Annotated in this window: 11 protein-coding genes and 1 rRNA gene (1 of these 12 cut by a window edge); 4 read left to right on the top strand and 8 right to left on the bottom strand. The window is 33.7% G+C overall.

The features are described 5' to 3' along the window. Positions 1–795 (bottom strand): 16S ribosomal RNA (locus GQ40_RS07040); it reaches 727 nt to the left of the window's first position. Positions 796–1,318: 523 nt separating this feature from the next. Here GQ40_RS07040 and thrS point away from each other — a divergent pair. The 4 genes from thrS to rplT all read left to right on the top strand — a co-directional run bounded on the left by thrS (position 1,319) and on the right by rplT (position 4,554). Beyond that, positions 1,319–3,262, top strand: coding sequence for a threonine--tRNA ligase (thrS, locus tag GQ40_RS07045; protein ID WP_047546995.1), 1,944 nt, complete (start codon positions 1,319–1,321; stop codon positions 3,260–3,262). A gap of 32 nt (positions 3,263–3,294) precedes the next feature. Next, positions 3,295–3,840: a translation initiation factor IF-3 gene (gene infC / locus GQ40_RS07050; RefSeq protein ID WP_081990183.1), complete on the top strand. Its 546-nt coding sequence runs from the start codon at positions 3,295–3,297 to the stop codon at positions 3,838–3,840. A 66-nt stretch (positions 3,841–3,906) separates the two neighbouring features. Beyond that, complete coding sequence (gene rpmI / locus GQ40_RS07055; protein ID WP_047546999.1) at positions 3,907–4,104, top strand: 50S ribosomal protein L35; 198 nt, start codon at positions 3,907–3,909, stop codon at positions 4,102–4,104. Positions 4,105–4,209: 105 nt separating this feature from the next. Further along, positions 4,210–4,554: a 50S ribosomal protein L20 gene (gene rplT / locus GQ40_RS07060; RefSeq protein WP_047547001.1), complete on the top strand. Its 345-nt coding sequence runs from the start codon at positions 4,210–4,212 to the stop codon at positions 4,552–4,554. A gap of 94 nt (positions 4,555–4,648) precedes the next feature. Here rplT and GQ40_RS07065 read toward each other — a convergent pair whose 3' ends face one another. From GQ40_RS07065 to GQ40_RS07095, 7 genes are all read right to left on the bottom strand, one after another. Further along, positions 4,649–5,578, bottom strand: a complete 930-nt coding sequence (locus tag GQ40_RS07065; protein ID WP_231565553.1) for an adenylate/guanylate cyclase domain-containing protein — start codon at positions 5,576–5,578, stop codon at positions 4,649–4,651. Positions 5,579–5,732: 154 nt separating this feature from the next. After that, a complete protein-coding gene (locus GQ40_RS07070) occupies positions 5,733–6,014 on the bottom strand; it encodes an EF-hand domain-containing protein (RefSeq protein WP_047547003.1) in 282 nt (93 codons plus the stop codon). Between the two features lie 238 nt (positions 6,015–6,252). Next, complete coding sequence (locus tag GQ40_RS07075; RefSeq protein ID WP_047547005.1) at positions 6,253–6,825, bottom strand: T9SS type A sorting domain-containing protein; 573 nt, start codon at positions 6,823–6,825, stop codon at positions 6,253–6,255. Further along, on the bottom strand, positions 6,755–9,064 hold the full coding sequence (locus GQ40_RS07080) for a LamG-like jellyroll fold domain-containing protein (protein WP_047547008.1): 2,310 nt from the start codon (positions 9,062–9,064) through the stop codon (positions 6,755–6,757). The genes GQ40_RS07075 and GQ40_RS07080 overlap by 71 nt, the downstream gene beginning before the upstream one ends. A gap of 198 nt (positions 9,065–9,262) precedes the next feature. Then, the gene (locus tag GQ40_RS07085) at positions 9,263–9,937 is read right to left on the bottom strand and encodes a LytR/AlgR family response regulator transcription factor (RefSeq protein ID WP_047547011.1); all 675 of its coding nucleotides are present in this window, start codon (positions 9,935–9,937) and stop codon (positions 9,263–9,265) included. Beyond that, positions 9,930–11,633 carry a sensor histidine kinase gene (locus GQ40_RS07090; RefSeq protein WP_047547014.1) on the bottom strand — a complete coding sequence of 568 codons (1,704 nt, stop codon included), beginning with the start codon at positions 11,631–11,633 and terminating at the stop codon, positions 9,930–9,932. Before GQ40_RS07090 ends, GQ40_RS07085 begins: the two co-directional genes overlap by 8 nt. Before the next feature lies 1 nt (position 11,634). Next, complete coding sequence (locus tag GQ40_RS07095) at positions 11,635–12,819, bottom strand: hypothetical protein (RefSeq protein ID WP_047551635.1); 1,185 nt, start codon at positions 12,817–12,819, stop codon at positions 11,635–11,637. Positions 12,820–12,876: the final 57 nt, after the last annotated feature.

The raw sequence follows: 12,876 nt of genomic DNA on the forward strand, positions 1-12,876 counted from the left end.
ACCAGGGTATCTAATCCTGTTCGCTCCCCACGCTTTCGTCCATCAGTGTCAGTTGATTATTAGTAATCTGCCTTCGCAATTGGTATTCTATGTAATATCTATGCATTTCACCGCTACACTACATATTCTAACTACTTCATAATAACTCAAGATAACCAGTATCAAAGGCAATTCTACAGTTGAGCTGCAGACTTTCACCCCTGACTTAATTATCCACCTACGGACCCTTTAAACCCAATGATTCCGGATAACGCTTGGATCCTCCGTATTACCGCGGCTGCTGGCACGGAGTTAGCCGATCCTTATTCTTACAGTACCGTCAGAGCCCTACACGTAGGGCGGTTTCTTCCTGTATAAAAGCAGTTTACAACCCATAGGGCAGTCTTCCTGCACGCGGCATGGCTGGATCAGAGTTGCCTCCATTGTCCAATATTCCTCACTGCTGCCTCCCGTAGGAGTCTGGTCCGTGTCTCAGTACCAGTGTGGGGGATCCCCCTCTCAGGGCCCCTATCTATCGTTGCCATGGTGTGCCGTTACCACACCATCTAGCTAATAGAACGCATACTCATCTTTTACCGCCGAAACTTTAATAACAATATGATGCCATATCGTTATGCCATGGGATATTAATCTTCATTTCTAAAGGCTATCCCCCTGTAAAAGGTAGATTGTATACGCGTTACGCACCCGTGCGCCACTCGTCATCTGGTGCAAGCACCAATGTTACCGTTCGACTTGCATGTGTTAGGCCTGCCGCTAGCGTTCATCCTGAGCCAGGATCAAACTCTTCATCGTTAAATTTTTAGTCTTGCGACTGTGTCTTAACAACTAATCGAAATTGTTTAATTTCAGTACTCAAAATGGTCTGTTCTTTTGTCTGTAGGAAACCGTTTCCGGTTACCTACTTACGCTGTCAATTCAATATGTTAATGAACTTTATCTTCTCTTTGCAAAAGCACTTTACTGCTTTAGCGGGTGCAAATATAAAACCCTTTTTTTATTCCCGCAAAACTTATTACGTTTTTTTTGTTTTTTTTTTCAAACCCAATAAAAAACGAAACCTGCTAAAGAACTTGACTAAGCTTATGCGCTTAGCGGGTGCAAATATACAACCTCTTTTCTATTACGACCAAAACTTTTTGTGCCTTTTTTTTGATTATTTTTTATAACCAAACCACACACCCTTATTCTGAACTGGTTAGGTGGAATATTTCTTTCCAAAAGGTTAATTATAATATCAACATATTAATACATAATATATATTGTATGTAAATATTTAAGACACTATCTTTGACCTCTTAATTATTTGGTCACTATTATGATAGATATTACTTTACCTGACGGTACAATTAAAACTTTTGAAGAAGGTACTACCCCTATGGATGTTGCAAAGAGCATTAGTGATGGCTTTGCTAGAAATGTGATTTCAGCAAATTTCAATAATGACACTATTGAATCTTCTACTCCATTATATAAAGATGGTTCATTAATATTATATACATGGTCAAACGAAGAAGGCAAAAAAGCCTTTTGGCATTCGTCTTCCCATTTATTGGCGCAAGCACTTGAAGAACTTTACCCAGGTATAAAATTATCAATTGGCCCTGCTATTGAAAATGGTTTTTATTATGATGTTGATCTTGGTGACCATTCAATTTCAGAGAAAGATTTTAAGACTATTGAAAATAAAATGCTAGAAATAGCAAGAGGTAAGCATGAATTTAAAATGCGATCTGTTTCAAAAGAGGAAGCTTTATCATTATACCGGTCTCAAAATAATGAATACAAAGTTGAACTGATTGAAAACTTAGAAGATGGTACAATCACCTTCTGTGATCATTCCACTTTTACCGATTTATGCCGAGGAGGTCACATTCCTAATACAGGAATTATAAAAGCTGTAAAATTACTATCCGTTGCGGGTGCTTATTGGAGAGGTGACGAAAACAACAAACAACTGACTAGAGTTTATGGTATCTCTTTTCCGAAGCAAAAAGAATTAACAGAGTATTTGGAGTTACTTGAAGAAGCGAAAAAACGCGATCATAGAAAACTAGGAAAAGAGTTGGAACTTTTTACCTTCTCCCAAAAAGTTGGACAAGGTCTGCCTCTATGGCTACCGAAAGGAGCTGCTTTAAGAGAACGACTTGAAAATTTCTTAAAAAGTGCGCAGAAAAAAGCAGGTTATGAAATGGTGGTAACTCCTCACATTGGACAAAAAGAACTTTATGTGACTTCAGGACATTTCGCAAAATACGGTGAAGATAGTTTTCAATCAATAAAAACACCAAATGAGGGTGAAGAATTTTTGCTGAAACCTATGAACTGCCCTCATCACTGTGAAATTTATAACACAAAACCCTTCTCTTACAAAGAACTTCCTAAAAGATATGCCGAATTTGGCACTGTATATAGATATGAGCAGAGTGGAGAATTACATGGACTTACAAGGGTTAGAGGATTTACTCAGGATGATGCTCATATCTTTTGCACACCCGATCAATTAGATAAAGAATTTAAAGATGTTATCGATTTGGTATTGTATGTTTTTGGTTCTTTAGGATTTGAAAATTTTAAAGCTCAGGTTTCATTAAGAGATCCTGAAAATCCAGAGAAATATATTGGAAGCGATGAAAATTGGAAAAAAGCTGAAGATGCGATACTAAATGCAGCGATAGATAAAGGATTAGATTATGTTGTAGAAACTGGAGAAGCTGCTTTTTATGGCCCTAAATTAGACTTCATGGTGAAGGATGCCTTAGGGAGAAATTGGCAACTTGGTACAATTCAAGTAGACTATAATTTACCTGAGCGATTTGATTTGACATATAAAGGAAGTGATAACGAACTACATAGGCCAGTTATGATTCATCGTGCTCCATTTGGAAGTATGGAACGGTTTATTGCTATTTTGCTAGAGCATACCGGTGGGAATTTCCCGCTATGGTTGGTCCCTGAGCAGGTTATTGTGTTATCATTAAGTGAGAAATATGAAAAATACGCTGAAAAAGTTTTAAATTTGCTAGAAAATCACGAAATTCGCGCCCTTGCAGATAATAGAAATGAAACTATAGGTAAGAAAATCCGTGAGGCGGAAATGAACAAAATACCTTTCATGGTTATTATTGGCGAGAATGAAGAGAATGACAATAAGATTTCTGTTAGGAAACATGGTGGTGAAGATTTGGGCATGATTAGTGTACAAGAGTTTTCAGAAATTATTGATAATGAAGTCAAAAAGACATTAAAAACATTTAAATAAATAAGTTTAATTAAAATATATAAGCCATAGCAATACGTAGAAGACACAACTCTAAGCGAGTAGTAAAAGAAGATCAACACAAAATTAACTCTAAAATTAGAGCCGAAAAGATAAGACTTGTAGGCGACAATGTAGAGATTGGTATTTATGCAACAAAAGACGCTTTAGCCATTGCGGATGAGCAAGGGTTAGATCTTGTTGAAATTTCACCTAAAGCTGATCCTCCAGTGTGCAAGGTTATGGACTATAAGAAGTTTCTTTATGAACAAAAGAAACGTGATAAAGCTCTAAAATCTAAAGCCACTAAGGTAACAATCAAGGAAATTCGTTTTGGTCCTCAAACAGATGATCATGATTACGAGTTTAAAAAGAAACATGCCGAAAAGTTTTTAAAAGATGGAGCAAAATTAAAAGCCTTTGTGTTTTTTAAAGGACGTTCAATCATATTTAAAGAACAAGGACAAATCTTATTATTGAGATTAGCCCAAGATTTGGAAGAATTGGGTAAAGTTGAACAAATGCCTAGATTGGAAGGAAAGCGAATGACAATGTTCATCGCTCCAAAAAAAGTAAAGTAAACTGAACTCGACGCTTCGAGACAGTATAAAAGATAATAAGCGAATCGTAAATAAAAATAGGAAACAATGCCTAAAATGAAAACAAAATCTAGTGCCAAAAAGCGTTTTAAGCTTACAGGTACTGGTAAAATTAAAAGGAAACACGCTTTTAAGAGTCATATTTTGACAAAAAAATCTAAAAAGCGTAAGCTAAGGTTAACCCATGATGCTTTAGTACACAAAGCAGATGAGGATAACATTAAAACAATGTTACGTTTAAAGTAATATTGTTTTAAGCGGTTAAAACAAATTATAAACCCTGGAGTTAGGCAAAAAAATTTAGCAAGTATCGAAAACTTCGGTCGCCTACTACAAAAAAACAATTAAGAAATGCCAAGATCAGTAAATTCAGTAGCAAAAAGAGCCAGAAGAAAAAAGGTTCTTAAGCAAGCAAAAGGTTACTTTGGAAGACGTAAAAACGTTTGGACAGTAGCAAAAAATGCGGTTGATAAAGCGATGCAATACTCGTATAGAGACCGCAGAGTTAAAAAGAGAACATTCCGTTCGTTATGGATTATGCGTATTAACGCAGGTGCAAGACAGCATGGAATGAGCTATTCAAAATTTATGGGAGGATTAAAAGCTAATAATATCGAATTAAACCGTAAGGTTCTTGCCGATTTAGCTATGAATCATCCAGAAGCTTTTGAAGCAATAATAAACAAAGTTAAATAAAGGCTTTCGCCTAATAACAATAACAATTCGCTTATAAAAAAAACCGACTCACTTCTGAGTCGGTTTTTTTATTTGAATTTCTTGAATTAATGATTTACAATCTATGAACTGCATGTAATTTTAATTCTTCGGTCTTTCCTTCTAAAAGCTCATCACCTAAAGAGATTGATTGGTATTTTCCTGAAAGATTTATTAGCTTTAATAGGTCTTCAGAAATTAACAAAGACTCTTTATACACATTACATTGCTCCTGTATTCTTGACGTTGTGTTGATAACATCTCCATGATAGGCCAATTCTTTTTTTACGGTACCTACCTCTGCTATAATAATTTTTCCTGAATGTAATCCAGCCTTAAACTCTGGTACTACACCATATTTTTTAATGTAATATTTAGAATGTTTCTTTATCTTCCTATCGTAATCAAAAAACAAATTAATACAATTTAAGTTTTTAATCCCCTTTTTGAGTTTCCAGGTTATTACTGCTTCATCACCTACATATTGATATATTTCTGCATCATATTTAGTAATGATCCTATTAAGATAATAAAAGCAGTCTTGAATAAAACGACTGTATTTTAAATGACCCAATTCTTCCGCTATGGTAGTTGACGACTTCAAATCAATAAACATAAGAATGCGCTCAACTTCTCTAGGATTTCTGTAACGCCCTAAAATCATGTTTAAGATTACCCCTTTTCCAAATTTATTATTAGCAATTCTTAAAAAGGAAAACAACAAAGAGCATATTATAAAATATGCTGTAACCATCCAAAATATTCTATTAGTCAACCACCAGCCTCTATGATTGGGAAAATCTACGTTTATGTAGCCTTCTGCTAAATGAGCTACTAGTGTTAGAGAAAAAACTAAAAAAATAAAATATATAAACGATTTGAAAAGAACTATAAGTCCTAAGTGCAGTATCTTAGAGAGAAGTTTGTCAAAAAGGAATTCTATGATACTATAAACTATCGCTACCATTATACCCAAAATAACGCCAAACATCAAATACTCTATCACTGAAATAGATTTACTCAAATTAACAGCGCTCACCTGCTCCTGATGCCTGCCATAATATCTTATTAAAATAAAAAAGCAAAAAGCAAACGACCAGAATAAAATCGAATAGAAAAAGAGTTTAAAAAATTGTTTTAGGGCGAATATCACGAGTTATTTATTTATTGTTGGTATCTGAAATTTCATTAATCGCAAGCTTGAACTCTGTCCAATCAATTAATTCATCACCATCCTTATCATATCCTTCTATAAGTTTACCAGCTACCATTCCTCTTATAAAGCCACTTATCTCTGCCTGTTTTAAAAGTTCCTTAATTTCAGATTTGGATAATTTACCATCGCTATTTTCGTCAAAAAACGCGAAAGCAGCCTCAGGAGTTTTAAAATGGTTTGTGATTAGAATCTGGATTTTGTTTAAAATGATTTCTTTTGTTGCCATCGTATTAATTTTAGCATTAAAATTAAATAAAACAAGCCATTTAAATTGATTCAAATGACTTTATTATTACTTTATAATCTTATTTTTAATTAGTTTACCAAACATACTTTTTAAAAATGGAAGTTTTTTATTTCTACTTTTTGAAGGATTGATATAAAACTATATTTAAAAATATCTCTTTGCTACCAGAAAAAAAAAGGCGCATCACTGCGCCCTTTTTCCCAAGTTATGATTATCCCTAAAATTTAATCACTCTTTTCGAAATTTCGCCAAATTCCGATTTTATTTTTATAAGATACATTCCGTTGCTTAAACTTGAAATGTTCATTGTATTTAAAGTTTGTTCGCAAGTTTTACTTAACAGCAATCTTCCATTAATATCGTAAACCGAAATTTGGAAATCAGCTTCCAAAGCATTGGATATATTAAGTAAACCGTTTGTTGGATTTGGATAAACACGAATATTACTAAATAATTCATTTTCCTCAACACCCAAAGTTTCTTCAACATTTACTACTATTTCTTCGCGTTCACTTTCGCAATTATTAATATTTGTGCTAGATACCCAATAGGATGTTGAACCTATTGTTGAAGTATCTGGTATTGGTGCTGTTGTTGTGCCTGTACCACCAGTTGCTGTAGTATACCATAGTAACCCTGAACCATTTGCTCCTGTTGTAGCTGTTAATTGTGCTGCAGTATCACCTTGATTATAGATTACTGGTGTAGAAACTGAAGCTTCAGAAGGAATTATTGTACCTGTTGTTACTGGAGAACCAGCAACCCAATTTGAAGTTGTTCCTGTTATCAAAATTAGTTAAAGTTCCGTTATTTGCATTGGCACTAGCATCTGCTAGAGTTAATACACTCGTATTTCCCGATGCATCGCTTCCTTGGTTAAATTTATAGTAGACTACTAACCCAGTTTCAGAACCTTGTAATTCACAATTTTTTGAACCCTTAATTTGTTCTGCTGTTCTTGGAACATTCCAAATGCGAACCTCATCTATAGAACCGCTAAAATATTCAGAATTCAAAGTTCTACCAATGGTTACATTACTTGTGTTAGTTAAATTATGTGAAGAAGCAGTAGGAGTGTCTGAACCTATTAAAACTCCATCAACATAAATACTTCTTGTTGTTCCATCATAGGTTGCTGCCACATGATACCATGTATTAGTTATAAAAGTGTATGGAATAAACAAATCATTTGCCCACCAATAATTAACTAAACCAGTTGTAGTAAGTCGAAAAGCATTTGTTTTATTTGTAATACCATAATCTCCCCATCCAACAATACCTCTGTCTCCTATTTGAGATGGATTTATCATTGCTTCAATGGTATAGTTTGAATTTCCACTTGGAATATTGGTTGGGGTTGTAGATAAAGGAACATAATCATTAACTCCATCAAAATTTAAATGTGTTGCAGGTAACACCACTGCAACTATAATTTCTGTTCTTTCACTCTCACAACCATTGGCGTTAGTACTTGATACCCAATAAGACGTTGACCCAACTGTTGCTGTATCTGGTGTAGGTGCTGTTGTAGAACCTGTATCACCAGTTGCTGATGTGTACCATAACAATCCTGTACCGTTTGTACCTATTGAAGCTGTTAGGGCTTGGGCTATATCACCTTGAGTATAAATAACTGCTGTAGTTACTGTTGCTTCGGAAGGAATTATTGAACCTGTTGTTACTGGAGAACCAGCTAACCAGTTTGAACTCGAACCTGATAATGCAAAATTTGTTAATGTTGCATCATTAACATTGGTAGTAGCATTTGTTAATGAACTAATACTTGGGTTTGCTACTTCAGCATAACCTTGATTAAAATTATAGTAGGCTACTAATCCCGTTTCATTACCTTGTAATTCACAATTTTTACTTGCGCTAATTTGTTCTGCTGTTCTAGCAACATTCCAAATACGTACATCATCTAAATTACCATTGGTATATTCACTAAAGCCTGGTAAATTTCCTAGATTCCCAACACTTCCTGAAAAAACAGGAAGATTTACATCTGCAGCTGGGCGGGAGTTTTGTAAAACACCATCCAGATAAGTTGCGAAAACATCATTCTTTTTCCATACACATGCGACATGATGCCATGTATTGTCTTCAACTTCTGATGTAGTTCCTATTTCTAAGCCATTAACACCTCCATCTGTAGAAACTATAAATTGAGGATTTCCTCCACCCCAACCAGCTACTATAAAATCGTTTGGATTATTCTGAAAACGAACAGCGCTTTGTACTCTACTTCCTTTGAACCAATATTCAATAGTCAACTCTGTACCACCACTTAATGTACTACCGACATTGTTTGGTAAAGCAACATAATCATCTATACCATCAAAATTTAAGTGAGTGGCAAGCTCTGCTACATAGACATTTATTGGTTTTCTTCTGCTTTCACAACCTCCTGCATCACTTTGAGTTACATAATAAGTAGTAATACCAATAGAATTTGTATTTGGTATTGGCGCTGTTGTACTTGGCATTCCTCCTGTATTTGACGTATACCATTTAAGGTCTGTTCCATTAGCAGACAACTCCGTCGAAACTTCTCCAACAGAGTAATAAACATCCTCTACAACTGGCTCCGTTGGCATCGATGCTTCTGGACTATTAACAGTAAACGTGAAATTCTCATAAATGAAATTAGATGAAGTGGTATTACCAATTTGCCATTTAATTAAAAATTGATCTATGGGCAATAAACCTGCTGGTATTGTAAAGGAACCACTCACAGGATTGTTAGTTACATTTATAGAATTTATTAAATTTTCACCAGTACTATTTACCGCATACATTTTAATAACTCCAGTAGCACCTGCCTCGAGATTAAATGTGTAATTGACATCAATATTTGTGTGACATTTTGAGAAATTTGAAAAATTTTCGATTTCGTACTCTTGTCCAGTTACCCAACTCGGTTGCTGATATATCCCAATGACCTTGCTGTATACATGATCGTAATTTTGCGCTACCGCAAAATTTAGACTTATAAAAGCCAATAAAAAAAAGTAAAGTTTAAATTTCATAGGTATTTGTTTAGATTAGTTTAATACTACTCAAAACTAAATCAAACTCTATGAAATACAAATAAACAGGGTTGAAGTGCAATATTATGTATGTGAATGACTTTTAATCGTTATAACTTACACTTAAACGATAAAATATTGTTTTCTGAATTGAATATTTAATATTGAAGAAAGTATATTAATATTAGGGTTAATGTCTTACAAACTTTTGAACTGCTTAGCAAAGGATCGAGACAAAGGAATTTCCACATTATCGATAACTACAGAAGAAGCTGATAGACGCTGAACCTTTTGTTTATTTACAACGAACGATCTGTGGGTTTGTTTAAATAATTCCGAAGGAAGATTATTCAACATTGCATTGAGAGATTGCCTGATGGTATATTTTTTTCTATCTGTAACAATGTGTACATAATTACCATCTGCATTTAGATATAAAATATCCGAATACTCTATATTAACAGTATCATAGCCATCTTTGAACCGAAAGGTCTGTATTTGTTTTTTCTGTAAAGCTAAATTTATGGATGCCAAAACATCTACTTTCTTAATTGGTTTTGTCAAATAAGCATCAGGATTTGTTTTTAAAGCTTCATTCATCAAAGCAAAATCATATTGACCTGTTACGAAAATGACGATTGCATTATTGTTTTTTAAATTAGAAAGTTCAATCCCAGAATTAACACCGCTTAAATTAATATCCATTAAAATAATGTCTGGTAAAAAAGAAGCCATTTCTAATAAAGCGTTTTCACGGTCATTGGCAATTTTAATTTTTTTGAAATGTGCGTCTTGTAAAATTTCTGCAATATAATCTGCAATGATGATATCGTCTTCTACAATTAGAATTTTAATGGAGTTTTGGTTAGTCATTGTTTAGTTTTTTTTCAAAGGAAAAATTAAAACCATTAGTAGTATCTATATCATATTCAATTTTCAACTGGCGACAGATTTTGTCTATCAGTTTTGGCTGTATTTTTTTACCCTTAGCCTGTGTTCCATTATCTGAATAATTGAAATATAAAAAATTGTTTTCGTCGTACTTTAATTCAAAATCAATTTCTTTATGATCTTGTGATCCAAAAGCATGTTTTATGGAGTTGATGTAAAGTTCGGTCAGTAATAAACCTAAATACATGGCATAATCTGTAGGAGTTTCTGCGGATGCTATATGAAATTTATTCTGAATATCATTTTCCTTGAAAACTTCAAAAAAGGTAGCTTTAACATCATTCAAATAATCATGAATATCAACTTTTTTCTTGTCTTCATTTTTATATAAATGTTTGTGTAATGTTGATATTGCTTCTACTTTGGTCAAGATATTTTTCAATTGAAAACCTTCTTGACCTTTAGTTTTCTTTAACTGATCTGAAATAAGAATCACCACCAATTGCAAATTATTATTTATGCGATGATTGGCCTCGCTTAATAAAAACTCGTTTTCTTGTGATAAATCCTGTAATTGTTTATTACTGTTTTTTTCCTTTTTTAAGAAATGAGCAATTAAAATTGCAATAGCTATTGCAAACACCAAGAACACAATACTTACATACAACTTAGTTTTGTTAGTTGCTAAAGCCTTGTTTTGATTGTCGATCTCAAGTGTGTTGATTTTAATTTGGTTCTCTTTGTCTTCAAGTTTATATTTTTCTTCGAGTTCGAATAAAAATTTATTATGCTCCAATTGATAGTACTGATCTGTAAGTTGAAGCCTGATTTTCAGATATTCGTAAGCTTTATTTGTATTGCCTAATTTTTCGTAGATATTACGCGTATTGTCTGTAAAAAGAATTTCGTTATATAACAATTCATTTTTCTTCGCAAAGTCTAAAGCCTTTAGACTTTCGGTTAGTGCTTTATTTAACTGGTTATCTTTTATTAAAAGTCTTGTATAATTAACATAAGCATCTGCTCTTTGCTGAATAAGTTTATTCTCTAGTGCGTATACAATTAACTCCTGGAGATAGCTAATGGCTTTACCATACTCCTTTTGATCTTCGTAAACTCCCGAAATTTCAAGGGTAGAATAAAATATATTATCCTTATCATTGATTTTTTTGGCCAATTTTAATGCCCTTTCGGCATATAACAAAGTCGAATCTTGTTTATGGAAATATTCAGTGAAAAGTGCTGCTTTCCTGCTGTAGAATTTTACCAGACTCGCATCACTAATCGTATTATACTTTAAAATTAAAGATGCCTTATCTAACTCGGTACTTGCTTCTTTGAATAGCGTTCGTTTTCTGTAAAACTCCGCCATTTTTACGTGGTAAAGAAACTTAAGTTGAGGGTTATCGGTTTCTTTGACAATTTCAAAAGCTTTTAAATAAAAATCATTGGCTTGGTTGTAATCGAGATTCAGTTTATAGACTTCTGCTAATCCCATATAGCTTTCGAAAGTCTGTTCTCTATTTTCTGTTTCTGCTAATCTATTTTTATAAAAGTCGATAGCTTCATCAAATTTATTTTCATAAATAAGTTGTTGCCCATCAATAAATAAGCTATCATTTTGTGCAAAAGAGACTTGAAAAAATATAAAGACAAAAGAAATCCAGAAACACTTCATATTAAGTTTTCTGTTTCTTCTTTTTTGCTGCTGGAAATAACACGTTATTAAGTATTAATCGATATCCAGGAGATGTTGGATGTAAATCTAATTCAGTCTTTGGGTCACCTACTTTGTGTGTATAATCTTCAGGATCGTGTCCTCCATAAAACGTAAAAAAACCTTTTCCTTTTATGCCATGGATGTATTTAGCTTCGCCATTGGTTTTATTCTCACCTAATACTAACACATTTGACTTAATTTCTTCTCGAGTAAAAGAGGTCGTTTGTCCCATAAAACCTTTTACCAAAGCAGTATGGTTTTGATTGAGCATTGCAGGAATTGGATCCCACTTTGCTGAAAACTCCATAAGAGAAAAATAATCAGTAGTTTTCGGAATTCGTCGTTTTCTAGTCATATCAATAGAAGAAAACTCATAAACATTGGGACTTGTTTCTAACAAATAATCCTTAAAAGCCATGGTTTTGGAATAATCAATCTTGTTTTGGTAGCCAGCATCACTCCCATCACCATCAAACATAGGTTCACAAATATCCACTCCATCGGCAGACAGCGCAATATCAAAACTATCTGTAGCGCTGCACATTGCAAACATAAAACCGCCACCAATAACATATTCCCTAATTTTTTTAGCAACCGCTAATTTTTCTTCGGAAACTTTAGAATAACCCAACTTTGTTGCTAAAGCTTCAGCTTCTTTCTTTTCTTGGATATACCAAGAAGCAGATCTATAAGCTCTATAAAACTTGCCATATTGTCCAGTAAAATCTTCATGGTGAAGATGCAACCAATCGTATAAAAGGAGAGCATCATTCAATACTTCTTCATCGTATATGGTTTCGTAAGGTATTTCAGCATATGTCAAAACCATGGTCACAGCATCGTCCCAAGGCTGTAAACCTTTAGGTGTATAAACCGCTATTTTTGGGGCTTTTTCCAAGACAACCGCTTCCATATTTTGTGACGGACTGGCAATCATATTCAGAATTTCTTCAGCTTTACTATTAGATATCACTTCAAAGCTCACACCTCTAATTTGGCATTCCCTTTGGATTTCTTCACTATCTGGCAACAAAAATGATCCTCCTTTATAGTTTAAAAGCCATTTTACTTTCAATTGTTTTTCAAGCGTCCAATAGGTTACACCATACGCTTTTAAATGATTGCTTTGACCTTCAGCATCCATAGGGATTAATATATACGACGCATAAGAATGTGCCACAATAAATAAAAATACAATTAG

Source organism: Psychroserpens sp. Hel_I_66 (assembly GCF_000799465.1).
Lineage (GTDB): Bacteria > Bacteroidota > Bacteroidia > Flavobacteriales > Flavobacteriaceae > Psychroserpens.

Coding starts and splice junctions, on each gene's coding strand:
- thrS (WP_047546995.1), top strand. CDS start 1,319: ATGATAGATATTACTTTACCTGACGGTACAATTAAAACTTTTGAAGAA.
- rpmI (WP_047546999.1), top strand. CDS start 3,907: ATGCCTAAAATGAAAACAAAATCTAGTGCCAAAAAGCGTTTTAAGCTT.
- rplT (WP_047547001.1), top strand. CDS start 4,210: ATGCCAAGATCAGTAAATTCAGTAGCAAAAAGAGCCAGAAGAAAAAAG.
- GQ40_RS07070 (WP_047547003.1), bottom strand. CDS start 6,014: ATGGCAACAAAAGAAATCATTTTAAACAAAATCCAGATTCTAATCACA.
- GQ40_RS07080 (WP_047547008.1), bottom strand. CDS start 9,064: ATGAAATTTAAACTTTACTTTTTTTTATTGGCTTTTATAAGTCTAAAT.
- GQ40_RS07085 (WP_047547011.1), bottom strand. CDS start 9,937: ATGACTAACCAAAACTCCATTAAAATTCTAATTGTAGAAGACGATATC.
- GQ40_RS07090 (WP_047547014.1), bottom strand. CDS start 11,633: ATGAAGTGTTTCTGGATTTCTTTTGTCTTTATATTTTTTCAAGTCTCT.
- GQ40_RS07095 (WP_047551635.1), bottom strand. CDS start 12,819: ATGGATGCTGAAGGTCAAAGCAATCATTTAAAAGCGTATGGTGTAACC.